At 49.7% G+C, this 21,021-nt stretch carries 18 protein-coding genes; 8 read left to right on the top strand and 10 right to left on the bottom strand.

Features of this window, described 5'->3' with window-relative positions; all coding sequences use genetic code 11:
• Positions 1-96 precede the first annotated feature (96 nt).
• The 6 genes from nosZ (at position 97) to ACTHTS_RS07420 (ending at position 7,055) form a co-directional block, all read left to right on the top strand.
• The gene (gene nosZ, locus ACTHTS_RS07445; protein WP_036493194.1) at positions 97-2,064 is read left to right on the top strand and encodes a TAT-dependent nitrous-oxide reductase; all 1,968 of its coding nucleotides are present in this window, start codon (positions 97-99) and stop codon (positions 2,062-2,064) included.
• 198 nt (positions 2,065-2,262) lie between these two features.
• Positions 2,263-3,642 (top strand): nitrous oxide reductase family maturation protein NosD, encoded by a 1,380-nt coding sequence (locus tag ACTHTS_RS07440; RefSeq protein WP_440369675.1) that lies wholly within the window; start codon positions 2,263-2,265, stop codon positions 3,640-3,642.
• Between the two features lie 56 nt (positions 3,643-3,698).
• Positions 3,699-4,598, top strand: coding sequence for an ABC transporter ATP-binding protein (locus ACTHTS_RS07435; protein ID WP_440369674.1), 900 nt, complete (start codon positions 3,699-3,701; stop codon positions 4,596-4,598).
• Entirely contained in the window at positions 4,595-5,425 is an 831-nt protein-coding gene (locus ACTHTS_RS07430) for an ABC transporter permease (protein ID WP_070606811.1), read from the top strand. The genes ACTHTS_RS07435 and ACTHTS_RS07430 overlap by 4 nt, the downstream gene beginning before the upstream one ends.
• Positions 5,422-5,916 carry a nitrous oxide reductase accessory protein NosL gene (locus ACTHTS_RS07425; protein WP_070646263.1) on the top strand — a complete coding sequence of 165 codons (495 nt, stop codon included), beginning with the start codon at positions 5,422-5,424 and terminating at the stop codon, positions 5,914-5,916. Before ACTHTS_RS07430 ends, ACTHTS_RS07425 begins: the two co-directional genes overlap by 4 nt.
• A gap of 119 nt (positions 5,917-6,035) precedes the next feature.
• The gene (locus tag ACTHTS_RS07420; protein ID WP_440369673.1) at positions 6,036-7,055 is read left to right on the top strand and encodes an FAD:protein FMN transferase; all 1,020 of its coding nucleotides are present in this window, start codon (positions 6,036-6,038) and stop codon (positions 7,053-7,055) included.
• 596 nt (positions 7,056-7,651) lie between these two features.
• Here the strand turns inward: ACTHTS_RS07420 and ACTHTS_RS07415 are convergent.
• The 5 genes from ACTHTS_RS07415 to ybeY form a co-directional block, all read right to left on the bottom strand.
• Positions 7,652-8,563, bottom strand: coding sequence for a MetQ/NlpA family ABC transporter substrate-binding protein (locus tag ACTHTS_RS07415; RefSeq protein ID WP_440369672.1), 912 nt, complete (start codon positions 8,561-8,563; stop codon positions 7,652-7,654).
• Between the two features lie 188 nt (positions 8,564-8,751).
• The gene (locus tag ACTHTS_RS07410; RefSeq protein ID WP_440369671.1) at positions 8,752-9,438 is read right to left on the bottom strand and encodes a methionine ABC transporter permease; all 687 of its coding nucleotides are present in this window, start codon (positions 9,436-9,438) and stop codon (positions 8,752-8,754) included.
• A gap of 1 nt (position 9,439) precedes the next feature.
• Positions 9,440-10,177: a methionine ABC transporter ATP-binding protein gene (locus tag ACTHTS_RS07405; protein WP_003679393.1), complete on the bottom strand. Its 738-nt coding sequence runs from the start codon at positions 10,175-10,177 to the stop codon at positions 9,440-9,442.
• Positions 10,174-11,016 carry an HlyC/CorC family transporter gene (locus ACTHTS_RS07400; protein ID WP_440369670.1) on the bottom strand — a complete coding sequence of 281 codons (843 nt, stop codon included), beginning with the start codon at positions 11,014-11,016 and terminating at the stop codon, positions 10,174-10,176. The genes ACTHTS_RS07405 and ACTHTS_RS07400 overlap by 4 nt, the downstream gene beginning before the upstream one ends.
• A 1-nt stretch (position 11,017) precedes the next feature.
• Positions 11,018-11,533: an rRNA maturation RNase YbeY gene (gene ybeY, locus ACTHTS_RS07395; RefSeq protein ID WP_440369669.1), complete on the bottom strand. Its 516-nt coding sequence runs from the start codon at positions 11,531-11,533 to the stop codon at positions 11,018-11,020.
• 118 nt (positions 11,534-11,651) lie between these two features.
• Here ybeY and hemC point away from each other — a divergent pair, with 118 nt between their 5' ends.
• Positions 11,652-12,587, top strand: a complete 936-nt coding sequence (hemC, locus tag ACTHTS_RS07390; RefSeq protein WP_440369668.1) for a hydroxymethylbilane synthase — start codon at positions 11,652-11,654, stop codon at positions 12,585-12,587.
• 63 nt (positions 12,588-12,650) lie between these two features.
• Here hemC and trhP read toward each other — a convergent pair whose 3' ends face one another.
• The gene (gene trhP, locus ACTHTS_RS07385; protein WP_440369667.1) at positions 12,651-14,006 is read right to left on the bottom strand and encodes a prephenate-dependent tRNA uridine(34) hydroxylase TrhP; all 1,356 of its coding nucleotides are present in this window, start codon (positions 14,004-14,006) and stop codon (positions 12,651-12,653) included.
• A 327-nt stretch (positions 14,007-14,333) separates the two neighbouring features.
• Between trhP and ACTHTS_RS07380 the strand changes: the two genes are divergently transcribed.
• Complete coding sequence (locus ACTHTS_RS07380; protein ID WP_070459299.1) at positions 14,334-15,080, top strand: amino acid ABC transporter permease; 747 nt, start codon at positions 14,334-14,336, stop codon at positions 15,078-15,080.
• Positions 15,081-15,155: 75 nt separating this feature from the next.
• Here the strand turns inward: ACTHTS_RS07380 and nagZ are convergent, their stop codons facing one another.
• The 4 genes from nagZ to hemA form a co-directional block, all read right to left on the bottom strand.
• Positions 15,156-16,241, bottom strand: coding sequence for a beta-N-acetylhexosaminidase (gene nagZ / locus ACTHTS_RS07375; protein ID WP_440369666.1), 1,086 nt, complete (start codon positions 16,239-16,241; stop codon positions 15,156-15,158).
• 97 nt (positions 16,242-16,338) lie between these two features.
• Positions 16,339-17,859: a Na+/H+ antiporter NhaC family protein gene (locus ACTHTS_RS07370; protein ID WP_440369665.1), complete on the bottom strand. Its 1,521-nt coding sequence runs from the start codon at positions 17,857-17,859 to the stop codon at positions 16,339-16,341.
• Between the two features lie 133 nt (positions 17,860-17,992).
• Positions 17,993-19,492: a DegQ family serine endoprotease gene (locus ACTHTS_RS07365; RefSeq protein ID WP_440369664.1), complete on the bottom strand. Its 1,500-nt coding sequence runs from the start codon at positions 19,490-19,492 to the stop codon at positions 17,993-17,995.
• A gap of 245 nt (positions 19,493-19,737) precedes the next feature.
• The gene (gene hemA / locus ACTHTS_RS07360) at positions 19,738-20,991 is read right to left on the bottom strand and encodes a glutamyl-tRNA reductase (protein ID WP_003684306.1); all 1,254 of its coding nucleotides are present in this window, start codon (positions 20,989-20,991) and stop codon (positions 19,738-19,740) included.
• Positions 20,992-21,021 lie beyond the last annotated feature (30 nt).

The following is a 21,021-nucleotide window of genomic DNA, read 5'->3' as shown; positions in this document are numbered from 1 at the left end:
AAAAAAGAGGGCTGTATCGGCAGCCCGACTTAGAAAATTTTTCATCGGCAGGCCGTCTGAAAAATCGGCCGCCGGATTTTATCCAAGGAGTGTCGTATGTCAGACGAAAAATTAGAACAAAACGGCTTAAGCCGTCGTTCATTCTTAGGTACTGCCGCTGCTTCCGGTGCAGGTATTGCCGGTGCCGGTTTGTTGGGCTTGGCCGGTTGCTCTAACGGCGAGGGTGATAAAGCTGCTGCTTCCGGTGCTGCACCTGCCGAAAAAGCCGCTGCTCATTCTGCCGAACCGGGCAAACAAACTTCCGAAGTCGGTCCAGGCGAACTTGACCAATACTACGGTTTCTTGTCAGGCGGTCAATCAGGCGAAATGCGCTTGATCGGCGTACCTTCTATGCGTGAGTTGATGCGTATCCCTGTGTTTAATATGGACAGCGCTACCGGTTGGGGTCGTACCAACGAGAGCCTGCGTATTTTGAATGAAAAAATTACGCCGGAAACCCGTAAATTCCTGCAAGACAGCGGTCTGCGCTGCTACCCTAACGGCGACTTGCACCACCCGCACTTGTCTTTTACCGATCAAACTTACGACGGCCGCTATGCATATGCCAACGATAAAGCAAACAACCGCGTTTGCCGTATCCGCTTGGATGTGATGAAAACCGATAAAATCGTTGAAATTCCAAACGTTTCAGGTGTTCACGGTCTGCGTCCTCAACGCTATCCAAAAACTGGCTACGTATTTGCCAACGGTGAGCATATCGTTCCTGTTGACGGCGTAGGCAAATGGGATGATCCTAAAACTTGGAATGCCGTTTATACTGCAGTTGACGGCGAAACCATGGACATCGCATGGCAAGTATTGGTAGACGGTAACTTGGATAATGGCGATGCCGACTACCAAGGTAAATACTCTTTCTCTACCTGCTATAACTCTGAGCGCGCTCTGACTGTACAAGGTGCATCTTCTAACGAACAAGACTGGTGTGTGGTATTTAACCTGGCCGCCATCGAAGAAGGCATCAAAAAAGGCGACTTCAAAGAAGTTAACGGTGTGAAAATGTTGGACGGTCGTGCGGAAGCCAACTCTCCATACACTCGTTACATCCCGGTTCCTAACTCTCCTCACGGCTGTAATGCAAGCCCTGACGGCAAATACATCATGCTCAACGGTAAACTGTCTCCAACCGTTACCGTATTGGATGTCAGCAAACTGGATGACTTGTTTGCAGGTAAAATCAAAGAGCGCGATGTTGTCGTAGCCGAGCCTCAACTGGGTCTTGGCCCATTACACACTGCATTTGACGGTCGAGGCAATGCCTATACTACATTGTTTATCGACAGCCAAATGGTGAAATGGAACATCGACGATGCGATTAAAGCCTATAAAGGCGAGAAAATCGATCCGATCAAACAAAAACTCGACGTTCACTATCAACCGGGCCACAACCACACTACCATGGGCGAAACCAAAGAAGCCGACGGTAAATGGTTGGTATCTTTGAACAAGTTCTCTAAAGACCGCTTCTTGAATGCCGGTCCTTTGAAACCTGAGTGTGACCAATTAATCGACATCTCCGGCGACGAAATGCGTCTGGTGCATGACAATCCGACTTTTGCCGAACCACACGACTTGTGCTTGGTTGCCGCGTCTAAAGTGAACCCAAGCAAAACTTGGGACCGCAAAGACCCATGGTTCTGGCAAGAAGCTTTGGAACAAGCCCAAAAAGACGGTGTTGAGCTGGAAAAAGCTGCCAAAGTCGTACGTGAAGGCAACAAAGTACGCGTGTACATGACTGCCGTTGCACCTGCTTACAGCGTTCCTCAATTTGAAGTGAACCAAGGCGACGAAGTTACCGTATATGTAACCAACGTTGAGACCATTGAAGACTTGACTCACGGCTTTACTTTGGAAGGTTATGGCATTGCTATGGAGATTGGCCCGCAAGCTACATCTTCTGTAACCTTCAAAGCTGTCCGTCCAGGTGTACACTGGTACTACTGCCAATGGTTCTGCCACGCATTGCACATGGAAATGTCTGGCCAAATGATTGTTAAACCAAAATAATTTCGGTTTGATGATTTAATTCTTCAGGCCGTCTGAAAAAACATTCTTTCAGACGGCCTTTATAGCAAAGTTGTTTGTCGGCCGATATGGCCACAAAATGAAAGCCATCATCAGACAGCTTTGCTATAACACCAAAATACCTGTTTCCGCATCGGTTTATCATGCGGCAAGCAGGCCGTCTGAAACAGAGATATGATTATGACGCACACACAAATCCATCGTTCCAAATGGCAACGTGCCGCACTCGTATTGCTGCTTGGCAGCATGGTTCAGACGGCCTTTGCCGCAGTCATCAACGTATCCGCACAAGACAATCTCAATGATGCTTTGGCGCGCGCCCAAGCCGGCGATACGCTAAAGCTTGCCTCCGGTACATACAAAACCAAACTCTATATCGACAAACCCATTACCATCGAAGGCCCTGCCGACCGTTCCGCCAAGATTGTCGGCGACCGGAGCGGGAGGACGGTTGCCGTTCATGCGCCTGATGTAACTTTGCGCAATCTGACTGTTTCCCATTCCGGCATGAGTTTGCCGGCAATGGATGCCGGTATCTATTTAGAAGAGACGGCAACGCGCGCGCTGGTGGAGCATAACAACATCATCGACAATTCTGTCGGCGTGTATATTCACGGTGCGGCAGAATCCATGGTGCGGGAAAATAAAATCATCGGCGATGCAACCCTGCGCGTCAACGAACGCGGCAACGGCGTAACCGTCTGGAATGCGCCCGGTGCGCAAGTGGTCGATAACGATATTTCCAAAGGCCGTGACGGTATTTTTTCAAATACCAGTACCCATAATACCTACAAAGGCAACCGCTTTAGCGACTTGCGCTTTGCTGTCCATTATATGTACACCAATGACAGCGAAGTCAGCAACAATATCTCCGTCGGCAACAACATGGGTTATGTGCTGATGTTTTCCGAGCGCCTGAAAGTGTATGGCAACATTGCCGTTGGCAGTCGCGACCAAGGCATTATGCTCAACTACGTCAATTATTCCGAAATTCACGATAATGTGATCAACAAGGCAGGCAAATGCGTGTTTGCCTACAATGCCAACTACAATAAAATTTTCGACAACCATTTTGAAAACTGTCAAATCGGTATTCACTTTACCGCGGCCATTGAAGGCACAAACCTGTTCAATAATTCGTTTATCAACAACGAAAGCCAAGTTAAATACGTCAGCACCCGTTTCCTTGATTGGGGCGAGGGTGGTCACGGCAACTATTGGAGCGATAACAGCGCCTTTGACCTTGACGGCGACGGCTTCGGCGACAGTGCCTACCGTCCCAACGGGATTATCGACCAAATCATCTGGCGCGCACCCGTCGCCCGGTTATTGATGAACAGCCCTGCCATCAGCATTGTCAAATGGGCGCAATCGCAATTTCCCGCCATCCTGCCCGGCGGTGTAATTGACAGCAAGCCTTTGATGAACCCTGTCCGCAATAAAACGACAACCAAATACGAAGCCATGAAGGACGAATTGCTGCATGAAGCAAAAACGCACCAATCCGAATGGGGTAATGCCGAAAACGGTGCGCTGACAGGCGGAAATGCCAATATGTAACCTTTCAGACGGCCCAATATCAAAGGCCGTCTGAAACATTCACTAGAGGAATATCCATGAGCAGTACCAACCACGTTGAATTGAGAAACGTGACCAAGCAGTTTGGCAGCCAAAAGGCCGTTAACCAAGTCGATCTGGTTCTCAAGGCTGGCGAGAGCGTCGGCATGGCAGGACACAACGGTGCGGGCAAGTCTACCATTATGAAGCTGATACTCGGCCTGATTACGCCGACCGAGGGTGAAGTGATGCTTTTGGGAGAGCCAACCGGCAGTAAAGCAGGGGCGCAGCGTCGCAGCCAAATCGGTTACCTGCCTGAAACAGTTGCATTGCACCCTTCATTGACCGGTATCGAAACCATGGATTTCTATGCCAAACTTAAAAAACAGCCCCTGAGTAAAAACCGCGAATTGCTCGAGCGTGTCGGCATTTCCCAGGCCGCACGCCGCCGCGTCGGCACTTACTCCAAAGGGATGCGCCAACGCCTCGCTTTGGCACAAGCCTTGTTGGGCGAGCCTAAAGTTTTATTGTTTGACGAGCCGACTACCGGCCTTGATCCGGCTTCGCGTCAAATGTTTTATGAAGTTGTGCGCGAACTCAATGGGCGCGGCGCAACCGTATTGCTCAGCACCCACGCACTGGCCGAGCTTGACGGCCACGCCGACCGCATCATCGTTATGAAAAACGGCGTGAAAGTTGCCGACGGCAGCATGGATGAGTTGCATGTTCAAAGCGGTCTACCGCTGACCGTCAACGTCCGCTTGAAAGAAGCGCGCCCGTTGAGCGAGCGTTGGCATCCGCTTTCAGACGGCCTGTCATACCAAGCACAATGTAAAGCAGAAGAGCGCATGGCTCTTTTGAGTGAATTGGGTGATTTGGGCAGTCTTGCCTACATCGATATCTACACACCTACACTTGACGATATGTACGCGCAATTCTTGAAGAGGGAAGACGTATGAACCCCGTTTGGATTATTACCGGCAAAGAAGTCCGAGACAGCCTGCGCAACCGTTGGGTTCTTGCCGCCGCACTTTTGCTTGCCGCATTGGCACTGTCATTAGGCTTTCTCGGCAGCTCGCCTACCGGTTCGGTCAAGGTTGATCCCTTGACGGTAACCGTAGTCAGTCTGTCTAGCCTGTCTATCTTCTTGATTCCGCTGATTGCGATGTTGCTCTCTTATGATGCACTGATCGGCGAAATCGAGCGCGGTACAATGGCGTTGCTGCTAAGTTACCCCATCTCGCGCAACCAAATCCTTGCCGGTAAATTTATCGGTCATCTCATCATTCTTGCCCTTGCTACCACGGCAGGCTACGGTTTGGCAGGTATTACCCTTCAGCTTGCCAACGGCGGTTTTGATATTGCCGCATGGCAACCTTTCGCCCTTTTGATTGCTGCCAGCGTGATTCTTGGCGCAGCCTTTTTGTCCATGGGCTATTTGATCAGCGCAAAAGTTAAAGAACGCGGTACCGCCGCCGGTATCGCCATCGGCGTATGGCTGTTTTTTGTCGTTATTTTCGATATGGCGCTTTTGGGTGTTTTGGTTGCCGATACTGAACAAGTCATTACCGCGCCTGTAGTGGAAACCGTTCTTCTGTTCAACCCCGCAGACATTTATCGCCTGCTGAACCTGACGGGTTACGAAAATACAGCCATGTATGCCGGCATGGCGGGTTTGAGCGAACAAATCAGCCTGAGTATGCCTGTTTTGCTGACGGCTCAGGTATTATGGGTTATCATTCCCTTGGTCTTAGCCGCCTGGATTTTCGGAAAGCGACAAATATGAGAAAAATATTATTGACAACCTTCACACTCATCGCATTGGCAGCCTGCAGCAAGCAGGACAACAGCCCTCCGCCTGCGCCCCAACAAATCAGCGACAGCGCGGTCGGTCATTACTGCAGCATGAATTTGACTGAACACAACGGCCCTAAAGCGCAAATCTTCTTGAACGGCAAACCTGACAAACCGGTTTGGTTTTCCACCATCAAGCAGATGTTCGGCTACACCAAACTGCCCGAAGAGCCTAAAGGCATTCATGCCATCTATGTTACCGATATGGGCAAAGTCAAAGATTGGGAAAAACCCAATGCCGACGCCGAATGGATAGATGCGAAAAAAGCCTATTACGTTATCGAAAGCAGCTTTATCGGCGGCATGGGTGCGGAAGACGCACTTCCGTTTGCCGACAAGGCTCAGGCTGAAAAATTCGCCAAAGAAAAAGGCGGCAGAGTAGTCGGTTTTGCAGAGATGCCCGACGAATACATTTTCAAATAAAACAATCAATAAAAGGCCGTCTGAAACAGTTTCAGACGGCCTTTGTGTTGGAAGCTGCCGATTGCTGATTTAATGAATGCGGCTTTCAATATAAAGATAAAAAATCTAAGGAATACTTTATGTCCACCCCTTTAACGCGCCGCCGTTTCCTTGCCATAGCAGCCACCCTTGCCGCCGGTGTCGGCATTCCTTTTGCCATCAGCCGCAAAACCAATCAGCTGACTCATTCAGCCAGCCCGAATCAAGAAGGGCAGCCTGTTATCTGGAAAGGGATTGCATTAGGCTCGGGTGCGGAATTGCGTTTGTTCGGCGTTGGGCGCAGGCAGGCGGAGATACTGATCAACAAAGTATTGGCAGAAGTTTCACGGTTGGAAAAAATCTTCAGCCTGTATCGGGACGACAGCCTGATCAGCCGTTTAAACCGAGAAGGCCGTCTGAAAAATCCGCCATCCGATTTTTTGCAGCTGCTCAGTATCAGCCGAGATATCCATCAGCTGACGCAGGGTGCGTTTGATCCCAGCATTCAGCCATTGTGGAATCTGTATGCCGATCATTTCAGGCGAAACCCAAAAACCGAAACGCCACCATCTGAGCGCAGTATCAAAGACACGCTCAAATTAGTGGATTTCAACAAAGTCGATTTTGATACCAAAGAAATCCGTTTTGCCCAAAAAGGCATGGGCTTGTCGCTTAACGGCATTGCCCAAGGCTATATCACCGACAAAGTAGCTGAATTGTTGAAGCAGCAAGGCGTTTCTCAGGCATTGATTGATATGGGGGAGATTTACGGCTTTGATAATGCCAACCAGCGCGAGTGGAATGTCAGCATCCGCAATCCTGACCAAGAAGACAAAATCCTGACCACCATTGCCATGAAAAATCAAGCGTTTGCCACATCGGGCGGCTATGGCACGGTAATGGACGAGGCAGGCAAATTTACCCATCTGTTTGACCCGCGCACAGGCGGAAGCCAGCCGCGCTATAAAAGCATGAGCGTTATGGCGGAAAGTGCGGCAGTTGCCGATGCTTTTTCTACCGCATTTTCTATTATGGATGAAGCGGCCATCCGTACTGCGGCTCAAGTTAAAAAGGCACAGGTTTGGCTGGTAATGCCGAATAATGAATTGAAGAAGATTTGAGATTGAGAAAAAGAATGGTTTTGCCAGTTGGTTTGAATATATGAATAAGGGAAAGTCTAAGATATTGAAATAATGAAATATAAAAAAAGAAGGGCTGCCCAAGGGGCAACCCTGAAACTCTTGCAGCTGGGAGTAATTAGCAAGAGATTACGACACTTAAAACAAAAATTCACTCATTTCAAAGCACGAAGCTTTAATATCTAAGCAAAACGGTATTTCGACCGCTCAAACCCCTTCGATACGGAGAAACACAACATATATGGGAAAATCCGACAAAGTGGTTTGAAGCAATTCAGATGAACGGTCTGTAATGCAGATAACCGGATGTCTTTAGATGAACGGTATAATATCAGGATAAGCGGAACATTACTAGTAAATATTATAAAAAAGTAGAATAATTCATTTAGTGATTGATTATATTGAATAAAAACATGATTTCTTATTGAACTTTTTTGCAACATATTGATTTGGTTTTAAAAAGGGAATTACGTAAGTGTTTGGTGTTAATCAAAAAACTTATTTTGAGCTTTGAGAAGAGATAATCAATAGAAAAAGGCCATCTGAACGTTCCAGACGGCCTTTTTTCAAAGAGCGATTTATTTGGTTGCAGAAGCAGTAGAGGCGGCTTCGGCTTGAGCACCTGCTGCTGCGTTTTCACCCCATGCCGCAGGGTATTTGTAACCGGCAAAGCGTTTTTGTGAGTAGGCTTTGAACTCGTCAGAGTTGTAGGCTTCGGTTACATCTTTCAGCCATTGGCTGTCTTTGTCGGCAGTGCGGACGGCAGACCAGTTAACGTAGGCAAAGCTTGGCTCTTGGAACAGGGCTTCGGTCAGTTTCATGCCGCTGCTCATGGCGTAATTGCCGTTAACGATGGCAAAGTCAACGTCGGCACGGCTGCGCGGCAGTTGGGCGGCTTCAAGTTCTACGATTTGGATGTTTTTTGGATTTTCGGCAATATCGTTTTTAGAGGCAGTCAGCGGATCAACGTCGGCTTTCAGTTTAATCCAGCCCAATTCGTTCAACATAACCAATGCACGGGCAAAGTTAGATGGGTCGTTAGGTGCAGAAACGCTGACGCCGTCTTTCACTTCGTCCAAAGATTTCAGTTTGCCAGGGTACAGGCCCAAAGGTGCGGTCGGTACTTGGAAGGCTTCAACGATGTCCAGTTTGTGTTCTTTTTTGAAGTCGTCCAGATAAGGTTTGTGTTGGAAGATGTTGATGTCCAATTCGCCTTCAGCCAAAGCAAGGTTGGGGCGTACATAGTCGGTGAACTCTATCAGTTTGACTTTATAGCCTTTTTTCTCCAAAGCCGGTTGGATTTGGTCTTTTACCATATCGCCGAAGTCGCCGACGGTTGTACCGAAGACAATTTCTTTTTTCTCTGCGCCGTTGTCGGCAGAAGAAGCGGCAGAAGCAGCAGGCGCGCTGTCTTTTTGACCGCCGCAGGCAGCCAGTACGATGGCGAGCGCAGCGGCTGAAAGGGTTTTGAAGAATGGGTTGATTTGCATATTTTGCTCCTGATGGATGATAAAGCGGTTTCAGACGGCCTCAAGCCGCCGCTGTCAAAAAAAGAGGGATTGTAAATCTATTTTGGAAATATGAGGACGTTTTTTGTAAATTTATTTGAAATATATGCCCTAAATAGATAACAGGCCATCCGAAAAATAGTAAGTCCATTTCAGATGGCCTGGTTTGTTTAACGCTTGTCTAGTTTGCGTGCCAATCTGTTGCCGATACCTTGAATCAGGATAACGAGTAAAACCAGGATGGCGACGATGAAGATGATGACTTCCATTTGATAGCGGTAGTAGCCGTAACGGATGGCAAGGTCGCCCAAGCCGCCGCCGCCAATCATGCCTGCCGCCGCGCTGTACGATAGAAGGCCGATAGCCAGTACGGTAATGCTGGAAACCATACCTGCGCGCGCTTCATTCAAAAGCACTTTGCAGATGATGCTCATGGGTGAGGCTCCCATTGCGGAGGCTGCTTCAATCACGCCTCTGGGTACTTCGCGCAGATTTTGCTCGACCAGACGGGCGAAGTAGAACAAGCCGGATACGCTCAATACCAATGAGGCGGCAACCGGGCCGATGGTCGTACCGATGATGGCGCGTGTAACAGGAATCATGGCAATCATCAGGATGACGAAAGGAAACGCGCGCATCAGGTTGACCAGGTTGTCCAAAAATAAATTCAGTTGTTTGTTGTAGTGCAACTGATGACTTGACGTCACAAACAGCAATACGCCCAAAATCGTACCGAAGATAACGGCGAATGTAGTTGATAGTCCGACCATAATAAAGGTTTCGCCCAAGGCTTGGATAATTTCGTCCTTCATGCTGACGATGGTCGCAACAGCACTTTCAAATGTTAAATCTGCCATATTAGTCCTCTCGAATCAGCTCTTGCCCGATTTCGGATTGGGCATGGATTTGGTTGCCGTGTACTTCAACGATTTCCAGCAGACGGCCTTTGTCCAAGAGGGCGGCACGGTCGCACAGGCGGCGGATAACGCTCATTTCGTGGGTAACGATGACGATGGTTACGTTGAAACGTCGGTTGATGTCTTCCAAACACTTCAAAACGCTGCGCGTAGTGGCGGGGTCGAGGGCGGAAGTGGGTTCGTCGGCGAGGATGACTTGAGGTTGCGGCGCCAGCGCGCGGGCAATGCCGACACGTTGTTTTTGACCGCCGGAAAGTTGGGACGGGTAATGATTGGCACGGTCTTGCAAGTCGACAATTTCCAAACATTCTTCAACACGCGCTTGGATTTTTTTAGACGGCCATTTGGCAATTTCTAAGGGAAAGGCGACGTTTTCGGCAACGGTACGGTTGCTCAATAGGTTGAACTGTTGGAATACCATGCCGATATTTTGTCGAGCGTGGCGCAGTTGCGTGGCGTTGAGCGCGGTCAGTTCTTGGCCGCATACGCTGACGGTACCTGTATCCGGACGTTCCAATAAATTAATCAGGCGCAGCAGGGTGGATTTGCCTGCGCCGGAATAGCCCATCAGGCCGAAGATTTCTCCCTGTTTGATTTCGAGGCTGGTCGGCTCGACGGCGACAAAGTCTTTTTTGTCGCGTGTTTGATAGTGTTTGGAGACGTGATCCAGAATAATCATGGTTTATCCGTGTTTTCTTTAATTCGTGTGGCCATCAGGGTGTGCAGACGGCGGTTGTCGGCGCGTGCAACGGTAAATTGCAGGCTGCCGATGATGACTTTTTCGCCGCGCACGGGCAGATGTCCCAACTCTTGAATGACCAGACCGCCGATGGTGTCGGCTTCTTCGCTGCTATATTCCGTACCGAAGAAGGTGTTGATGTCTTTGATTTCGGTGGCCGCGTGGATGCGCCAGCGTTCGGAAGAAACGGCGTGGATATTGTCGGCGCTGTCGTCTTCGTCAAACTCGTCTTCGATGTCGCCGACAATTTGCTCGATAATGTCTTCAAAGGTGACCAAGCCGGATGTGCCGCCGTATTCGTCGATAACAATTGCCATGTGGTTGCGCTGTTCGCGGAACTCTTTTAAAAGGGCGGTCAAAGATTTTCCTTCGGGCACGAAAACGGCAGGGCGCAAGACGGATTTCAGGTGGAACTGCTCGGGGTTGAACATATATTTGAGCAGGTCTTTGGCGTGCAAAATACCCAAAACTTCGTCTTTGTCTTCGCCGATGACGGGGAAACGCGAATGGGCGGTTTCGATGACGTAGGCCGTGATGCGCTCGATGCTGTCGTTCTCTTTCAATACGTTCATGCGGCTGCGCGTAATCATGGCGTCGCGAACTTCCAGCTCGGCAAAGTCCAATACTTTTTCCAGCCGGGTCAGTGTGTCGGCATCAAAAACTTCCTGCTCGTGCGCTTGGCGCAGCAGGGTCAATACGTCTTCGGCGGAGTCGGGCTCGCCTGCAAGTCGGGAGATTAGGCGTTCGAAAAACTTGGGTTTCGACTGCGTACCGTCCATTTTAATATTCGTCCTCTTGGTAGGGGTTGGGGAAGCCTGTCGCCAGCATCAGGCGGATTTCTTCGGTTTCCATTATTTCGGCTTCATCGTCTTCGATGTGGTCGTAGCCCATCAGGTGTAAAGTACCGTGTATGGTCAGGTGGGCAAAATGCTGCTCGGGTGTTTTGCCTTGTTCGGCGGCTTCTTTTAAAACCACTTGCGGGCAAATTACTAAATCGCCATACAGGCCGTCTGAAAACTGGTCGGGCAGGATTTCACCTTCGTTGAGCGCAAAACTCAATACATTGGTGGCGTAATCTTTGCCGCGGTAGTCGCGGTTGTAAGCGCGGGCTTCTTCTTCGTCCAGAAGAATCAGGCTGATGTCTGCACGGCGGTATTCGTTTTTCAAGGCAGACCACGCCCAGCGGTAGAAGTCGTTCTCTGAAGGAAGGTTGGCGGCGGAAGAAGCGTTTTCAAAGTTCAGATGAAAACGTTGCCGCTGTAAGGATAAAAAAGGATATTGTTTGGCGCGTTTCATGTTGTCCCGAAAATTTGGTTTTTAGGCGTAAATATAACATATTCACCCTTGTGTCGTCTGAAAAACCGCCCAAAATATGATAGACTTCATGCCGTTTTCCATCTTTCAGGCAACCATTATGAACCCGAAAAAACTCGTTATCGCCAGTCGCGAAAGCCTGCTTGCCATGTGGCAGGCAAAACATATCCAAGGCCGTCTGAAAGCCCTGTATCCCGATTGCGAAGTCGAGATTTTGGGCATGACCACGCGCGGCGACCAGATTTTGGACAGAACTTTGTCAAAAGTCGGCGGTAAAGGCTTGTTTGTCAAAGAGTTGGAGCAGGCTTTGTATGATGGCAGGGCCGACTTGGCCGTGCATTCGATTAAAGACGTACCGATGGATTTGCCTGAAGGTTTCGCGCTTGCAGCAATCGGCGAACGCGCCAATCCGTTTGACGCGTTTGTGTCCAACCAATACGCGCGTTTGGAAGAAATGCCCAAAGGCGCCGTCGTAGGCACATCCAGCCTGCGCCGCGAAGCCCAGTTGCGCGCGCGCTATCCGCATTTGGTTATCAAACCTTTGCGCGGTAATGTGCAAACCCGTTTGTCCAAACTCGATAACGGCGAATACGACGCGATTATTTTGGCTGCCGCCGGTTTGCAGCGTCTGGAATTGGACGAACGCATCCGCATGATTTTGTCGGAATCCGACAGTCTGCCTGCCGCCGGACAAGGCGCATTGGGTATTGAAATTGCAGCGCATCGCGAAGATTTATACGAAATCTTAAAGCCTTTGAACCACGATACCACACACGCCTGCGTTACGGCCGAACGTGCGTTGGCGCACGCTTTGGGCGGAAGCTGCCAAGTACCGCTGGCCGCATATTGCACTGAAGAAAACGGCTTGCTGACTTTGCGCGGCTTGGTCGGTCATCCTGATGGTTCGGTCATTTTGCAGGCGGACGCGCAAGCCCCTGCCGAATACGCCGATGCCTTGGGTCGCGCAGTCGCCAAAAAACTGGCAGATGATGGTGCGGAAGAATTGATTGCCGCTGTATTGCAAGAACAGGCTTAAAATAGTATAGATCATTTAAAAAGGCCGTCTGAAACTTTCAGACGGCCTTTATTTTGTTGACGTTTAAGGATTCATAATCCGCGCAACCAAAGCTTTTTCTTTGCCCTGCATATTGGGGATTTTGACCTGAATGCCGTTGCCTGGTGCCACATCGACAGGCTGACCTTTGCGGGTCATTTGTTCCAATTTGATGGTTTGGTTGCCGCTCGGGTGGATAATTTCGAGTGAATCGCCGATGGCAAAGCGGTTTTTGACTTCGATGGTCGCCCAGCCGTTTTCGTCAATTTCGGTAACGTGGCCGACATATTGGCTTTGTTTGGCAATCGAATGGCCACTGAGGTAGTTTTGGTAATCCTGGGTTTGGTGGCGCTCAAGGAAGCCGCTGGTGTAGCCGCGGTTGGCAAGGCCTTCGAGTTCGCTCAACAGGCTGTAATCAAACGGACGGCCTGCAACGGCATCGTCAATCGCTTTGCGGTAGGACTGGGCCACGCGTGCAACATAATAAAGCGATTTGGTGCGGCCTTCGACTTTGAGGCTGTCCACGCCGATTTTGACCAGTTTCTCAACCACTTCAATGCCGCGAAGGTCTTTGGAGTTCATGATGTAGGTGCCGTGTTCGTCTTCCATAATCGGCATCATTTCGCCCGGACGGTTGGACTCTTCAATCAGGAAAACTTTGTCGGCATAGGGATGGCGTTTTTGACCGTTGATGCCTTCAAAGTTTTGGTTGGCTTCTTCTTGGGCTTTTTCAAAGTTAAAACCTTGCAGAAGCTGGGCATCACCTGCGTCGCTTTCGACGGCGTTGTGGACTTTGTAATCCCAACGGCAGGAGTTGGTGCAGGTGCCTTGGTTGGGGTCGCGGTGGTTGAAGTAGCCGGAGAGCAGGCAGCGACCGGAGTAGGCGATACACAATGCGCCGTGAATGAAGACTTCGAGTTCGATGTCGGGGCATTCTTGGCGGATTTCGGCGATTTCTTCCATGCTCAATTCGCGCGACAGGATGATGCGTTCGACACCGATGTTTTGCCAGAATTTTACGCCCCAGTAGTTGGTGGTGTTCGCCTGTACGGACAGGTGGATCGGCATTTCTGGCCATTTTTCGCGCACGGTCATGATCAAACCCGGATCCGCCATAATCAGCGCGTCGGGCTTCATGGCAATCAAGGGCTCCATATCGGAAACAAAGGTTTTGAGTTTGGAGTTGTGCGGCAGCGTATTGACGGTCAAAAAGAATTTTTTGTTGCGCTCGTGCGCTTCTTTAATGCCTTGCTCGAGAACGTCGAGTTTGGCAAATTCGTTGTTGCGGGCGCGCAGGGAGTAACGTGGGCTGCCGGCGTAAACGGCATCTGCGCCATAATCGTAGGCGGCGCGCATACGTTCGAGGCCGCCTGCAGGCAATAAGAGTTCGGGTGCTTTCATGTTTTATGCTTTTTAAAATGTTTTCAGACGGCCTTCAAGGGAAGAGGGAAGGCCGTCTGAAAGATGTTTGAAGAATGGGCGGATTATCCGCTGTTTTTGTGTTTCGGTCAATTTTGTGTCGGGTTTGCGCTTTGTTTTTTATACGGAAAATGTCTTATATGATGAAAGGTGAAAAGGGGCTTTAATTCGTTGGAAATGTAAAAAAAGTAGGGTTGGGCGGAATAATTTAACAAAAAACCGTTCAAGCAATGTATTTTCTTGTAAAATATCAAGCTTCATTTTAAAAAATATTCGGATTAGTTACCGATTTTGACCGACGGAAGGGTTATGGATTTTCGTTTTGACATTATTTATGAATACCGCTGGATGTTTTTTTACGGCGTATTAGCAACGCTGGGAATTACAGTGGTTGCAACGATAGGCGGTTCGATTTTGGGTTTGCTGCTGGCATTGGCTCGTTTGGTTAATCCGGAAAAAGCCGGTGCGCCGATACGTGCCTTGGCTTGGGTTTTGCGTAAGATTTCTTTTGTGTATGTTGCGTTGTTCCGCGGTACGCCATTGCTTGCTCAAGTTATTATTTGGGCTTTTGTTATTTTCCCATTTTTTGTACATCCTACCGATGGTGCATTAATCAGCGGAGAATCTGCAATTAATTTTCGTCGCTCTTATGGCCCATTGATCGCAGGTGTAATGGCTTTGATTGCAAACTCAGGTGCATATGTTTGTGAGATTTTCCGTGCCGGTATCCAGTCGATTGATAAAGGCCAAATGGAAGCTGCGCGTTCTTTGGGTCTGACCTATACTCAGGCGATGCGTTATGTGATTTTGCCTCAGGCTCTTCGCCGTATGTTGCCGCCACTTGCAGGTGAATTTATCACGCTTTTGAAAGATAGTTCTTTGCTGTCTGTTATTGCAGTTCCTGAACTTATGTCTGTTCAAAAAGCGATTACTGGCCAGTATTCGATATTCCAAGAGCCGCTTTATACGGTTGCATTGATTTATCTTGTATTGACGAGTGTATTAGGATGGGTATTCTTACGTTTGGAACGTCGCTATAACGTAAAACTTCATTAATTAGGAAGACAAAAAAGGAAGACTTTTTCAAGTCTTCCTTTTTTATTTGCTATCAATGTTTCAGACGGCCTTGAATCAGAATGCTTCGCCGACTTTGACACCGCCTGCGATGTCTTTAGGCGTTGCCAGTTTGGCGGTCGCCTGTTGGGCGGCTTGGAATTCTTCGGTTGCCATGATGTCGGCAGCTTCTTGTACGGTCAATGTGTTGGCCATGTATTGCCAACGTGCTGCTAAATCGGCGTTTGCCGGTGCGTGGAAACTGTCTCGCAATTCATCTACCAAGTCAGGGCGGTTGCATACCAGTACAATATCGCAGCCTGCTTCAAAAGAAAGGCGGGCGCGTTCTTTAATACCGCCGACACCGCATGCGCCTTCCATGGTCAGGTCGTCTGAAAAGATAACGCCGTTAAATCCGATTTCTTGGCGCAGGATTTGTTTCAGCCATTTTTCGGAGAAGCCGGCAGGTTGGCTGTCGATTTGCGGGTAGACGACGTGGGCAGGCATGACTGCGGCCATACCTGCTTGGCTTAATGCTCGGAAGGGAATAAGGTCTGCGGCTTCGAGCGCTTCGCGGCTGCGTTCGTCGCAAGGCAGGACGTGATGGCTGTCACCTTCGACAAAGCCGTGGCCGGGGAAGTGTTTGCCGCAAGATTTCATGCCGCCTTTGTTCAGGCCTTTTTGCAGGGCAAGGGCAAGCTGGGTCACGATGTTGGCGTCGCGGTGGAAACTGCGGTTGCCGATGACGGCGCATTGACCCCAGTCCAAATCCAATACAGGCGTAAAGGATAGGTCGATACCGCAGGCGGAGAGTTCGGTTGCTAAAACCCAGCCGACTTGTTCTGCTTGGGCGCAGGCGGCTTCTTTGCCTTCGTTGTCCCAAATTTCGCCCAATACGTTCATGGCCGGCAGGCGGGTGAAGCCGTCAATAAAACGTTGAACCCGTCCGCCTTCGTGGTCAACGGCGATGATGAGTTCAGGTGTACGGACGGCTTTGATTTCTTGAACCAAAGCTTTGAGCTGGGAAACGTTTTCAAAGTTGCGGCGGAACAAAATAACGCCACCGATGGCAGGGTCGAGCAGGCGTTGTTTTTCTTCTTCGGTCAGATGATAGGCGGCGACGTCGGCCATGACTGGGCCGCGTGGAAGATGAGGCGTATTCATTGTTTTGTCCTGAATAATGTATATATTGGATAATCGTTATGTTCAGACGGCCTGAGAGTGTAGAAATATCTCAGGCCGTCTGAATATTGGTTTTGAATTAGGCAGTTGCTTTTTTCTTGTCTTTTAAGATGAAAATCAACACAACCATCACGATGCCGGTTACCACAAAACCTAAAGGCGCAGAGCCGGTCATGCCTAGTACGAGGTAGCCTGAGGCGGCAGACGCGGCTACGGTCAGCGCGTAAGGGAATTGTGAGGTAACATGGTCGATGTGGTTACAGTGTGCGCCGGTAGAAGAGAGGATGGTGGTGTCGGAAATCGGTGAGCAGTGGTCGCCAAATACGGCACCGGCCATTACGGCAGACATGCAAGGGATAATCAGCGAAGGTTCGACTTTGACGGACATGGCGGCGGCAATCGGCAACATGATGCCGAATGTGCCCCAGCTTGTGCCGGTAGCGAAGGCCATCACGCCTGCGAGCATAAACAAAATCACGGGCAGGAAGCCTGCATGGATATTGCCTGCCACCAAAGTGGAGAGGTATTCGCCGGTGTGCATCTCGCTGACAACGGTGCTGATGATCCATGCCAAAATCAAGATGGTAATGGCACCACGCATAGAGATGATGCCCTGCCAAATGGCTTTAGGGTAGTCGCTGGTTTTGATGGTGCCGATGGTGCAGAGGATGACGGCCAATACGCCGCAGGTGCCGCCGAACACGAGGGAAGTGTTCACGTCGGTATTTTCAAACGCGCTGAGCAAAGAGAAGGTTTCAGAAGCTTGTGCACCAGTGTAAATCATGGCGGAAACCGTGGCGACAATCAGTACCAAAACCGGCACAATTAGTGCAAATACACGACCGTTGGGATGGCCTGTTTCAACGGTTTCATCATGAATTTCATTCAAAGCGGCACGTTCCAAACGAGCCATGGAGCCGATGTCGAAGGAGAACCAAGCAACGACAAACACCATAATCAACGCGAAGACGGCGTAGTAATTCATCAGGCTCATGGCCACGAATGCGCCCATCGGTGTGTAGTCTGTGATGTTGTAAGTCACCAAAAGGCCTGCCAAAGTAGCAATAATCGATGCCCCCCAGCTGGATACAGGCATCAAAACGCACATCGGCGCGGCAGTGGAGTCAAGGATATAAGCCAGTTTGGCGCGGGAAACTTTGAATTTGTCGGTTACAGGGCGGGCAATCGCACCGACGGCAAGGCTGTGGAAATAGTCGTCAATAAAGGTAACGAATACCAAACAGGCAGTCAGCAGTTTTGCACCGCGACGGCCTTTGATGTGCTGTTTTGCCCAATCGGCAAATGCTTGGTTGCTGCCGGAATGAGTCAGCAGAGAAGTGAAAATCCCCAAAAGCACCAAAAAGAGCAGGATTTTGGGTTTGCCCAAAGACCAATCACCGTCCGCCCAAGTCAGGCTGACAGCCATGTCTTTTAAGTGAACCAAGGCATCAAGTGGATTACCGCCTACCAGCAAAAATGAGCCTACGATAATGCCGACACCTAAGGACAGCAATACACGGCGCGTGGCAATGGCCAAGGCGAGCGCAATGGCTGCCGGGACGATGGATAAAATAGAATTTGAATAATTAATAAGTTGCATAATTATATTGTATATAAGCGGTGAAATATTTTCAGACGGCCTAAACTGGAAGACGGATAACAAAATACCCACCGCCTTTGACAGATGGGTATTTTATCATCTAACACATCATCATGCCGTCTGAAAAATCGGACTACTGCAGATTTAGCGCGAGGAACAAAGTATTGCCTTCGCGTTGTACCAAAAGCGGTACGTTTTTGCCTGAGCTTTCCAATGCGCTACGGAAAGTGGATTCGTCATTGACGCTGATTTGACTGACGGCAATGATTTCGTCGCCGCGTTTGAGGCCGGCACGTTCGGCCGCACCGCTAACGCGCAGAACGATTAAGCGTTGTTTGCCGTCTGCGTTTTCAACCTGCAAAGTTAGGCCTGCATTTTCAACGGTAAATCCGTCATGGCCGCCTTCGTGTTGCGAGTGTTCGGCTTCTTTTGCAGAAGTTTCCGTTTGTTCAGCTGCGCTGCCAAGTTTGACTTTGACATCGGTTTGTTTGCCGCCGCGCCAAATGCTTAAAGTCACTTCTTTTCCCGGCATCATCGAGCCGACCATGACCGGCAAATCGCTGGAGGCGCGGACTTCTTCTCCGTTTACGCTGCGGACAATATCGCCGACTTGCAACCCGGCTTGTTGCGCTGCGCTGTTCGGCATGATTTTGGCAATCAGCGCGCCGCTTGCTTTGTCCAAACCGAAAGATTTGGCCAAATCATAAGAAACTTCTTGAATAACCACGCCTAATTGACCGCGTTGGACTTTGCCGTTGGCTTTCAATTGATCGGCCACATTCATGGCAACATCAATCGGAATAGCAAACGAAATGCCCATGAAACCGCCGCTGCGGCTGTAAATTTGCGAGTTAATGCCGACTACTTGGCCACGGAGGTTGAATAACGGGCCGCCTGAGTTGCCGGGGTTGATGGCAACGTCGGTTTGGATGAACGGCGTGTAGTTTTCATTCGGCAGGCTGCGGCCTTTGGCGGAGACGATGCCGGAGGTTACGCTGTTGTCAAAGCCGAAAGGCGCACCAATGGCGGCTACCCATTCGCCCGGTTTCAAATCTTTCGGATTGCCGATTTTGACAACCGGCAAGTCTTCTTGCGGCTCGATTTTTAAGAGGGCAACATCGGATTGGGCATCTGAGCCGACCAGTTTGGCAGTGTATTCGCGTTTGTCGTTGAGCAGGACTTTGATATTGCCCATGCCGGCAACCACGTGGGTATTGGTCAGGATATAGCCGTCTTTGCTGATGATGAAGCCAGAACCGAAATTCAAATCGTCGCTTTCGGTATCTTCTTGCGGCATGTCTGGCATATTGGGAACAAGGCGTTTGAAGAACTCGTAAAACGGATCGTTGTCGGGAAATTGGCTCAGGTCCATGCTGTGGTCGTCATCCGGTGTCGCAGAGCGTTTTGCCGGTGTCGCTTGAATATTGACGACGGCCTGTCCTTCGTTTTGCACCAGTTGGGCGAAGTCGGGCAACAACATACCGACTTTTCCGTCATCGGTATTGGTTTCAATACGTTGAACGAGTTCTTTGTTTTCGTCTTTGTCGAAAAAGGTGCTGACTTTGTCGCAACCTGAAAGAAGGGAAGCTGAGAGGACAGCAAGGGCCAGATATGTGTTTGTTTTAATATGCACGAAAGTTCCTTTTGCCGGTGCCTATCGTATTGTCGGCATGCGTTTGAATCGGCAGGCAGTTTTATTGTTTGAATGCTGTTTAAATGTATAAGGTAGGATTTTTACACTTTAACGGTTTTTTTTCAAGCATTTCATTTTAAATGAAAAAATGATAATTGGGATTTTATTGTTTTAAGGCCGTCTGAAAACTTTTGAATATGACCTGTCGGTCGGTTCGCTTTTTTCAGACGGCCTTTAAATTGTGGTCAGTCGTGTTGATCCAAATGGTAGATCTGTGCCACGGCATCGATTAATTCGCTGTTGTCCGAGCCAGCTTTATTGAGCGTGCGTGTCGGAGAGTGGAGCAGTTTGTTGGTCAACTGAATGGAGAGGCGTTCGAGGACATCCTCGGCGGATACGCCTTTTGCCAGTTGCTTCATGGCATTTTCCAATACTTGGCGGCGCGCGCGTTCGCCTTCGTCGCGTAAGGCGCGGATAAGCGGAACACTTTGGCGGTTTTTCTGCAGGCGGATAAATTCGCTGACCTTTTCTTCCACCATGCTTTCAGCCGCCGCCGCTGCCTTTTTGCGCGCATCTTTACCGCTTTGGACAATGTCCATCATGTCGTCTACGGTATAGAGATATGCGTCTTCCAATTCGCCGACTTCGGCTTCGATATCGCGCGGAACGGCCAAATCCAGCAGGAAAACAGGCATGTTGTGGCGTTTTTTCAATGCGCGTTCGACCATGCCTTTGCCGACGAGGGGGAGTTGGCTGGCGGTGGAAGAAACAACCACGTCGTAATCGTGCAAAATATCGGGTAATTCATTCAGCAGGCAGGCTTCGGCGTTGACACCGAGTTTGTCGCACAATTCCTGTGCACGCTGGTGTGTACGGTTGGCAACGGTAATGAGCTTGGGATTTTTGGCGGCAAAATAAGTGGCTACCAGCTCAATCATTTCGCCTGCGCCGATAAAGAGGACGTTCAGATCGGAAATGGAAGGGAAGATTTGCTCTGCCATTTTGACCGATGCAGAAGCCATGGAGACGGAGTTTTCGCCGACAGCAGTGTCGGTACGCACTTCTTTGGCAACGGCAAAGGTTTTTTGAAACAGGGCGTTTAAGTGGGTGTTGATGCTTTCCTGTTCTTGTGCAACGCGGACAGCATCTTTGATTTGACCGAGAATTTGCGGTTCGCCCAAGACCATGGAGTCCAAGCCGCAGGCGACACGGAAGGCGTGGCGGACGGTTTCATTATTATCTAAGGTATAGAGGTAAGGGCGGATTTCTTCGGCAGGCAGGTCGTGATATTGCGCCAACCAGTCGATGATTTTTTCGGTTTCGCCGACGCAGTAAAGCTCGGTGCGGTTGCAGGTAGAAAGAATAACTGCTTCTTCCGCCGCCTCACTGCGCGCGAGGTTGGACACGGCATCCGGCAGATTTGCAGCTGCAAATGCCAGTTTTTCGCGTATGCTCAAGGGCGCGGTTTGATGATTGAGTCCGACGACGGTAAGTTGCATGGTTATGGTATGACTGGGTAGTGTGTGTGG

It is taken from the genome of Neisseria sp. P0019.S003 (genome assembly GCF_051957115.1).
In the GTDB taxonomy this organism is placed as follows: domain Bacteria; phylum Pseudomonadota; class Gammaproteobacteria; order Burkholderiales; family Neisseriaceae; genus Neisseria; species Neisseria flavescens_D.
Note: the sequence above shows the minus strand (reverse complement) of the source record. Positions and strands in the feature narration are given on the sequence as shown.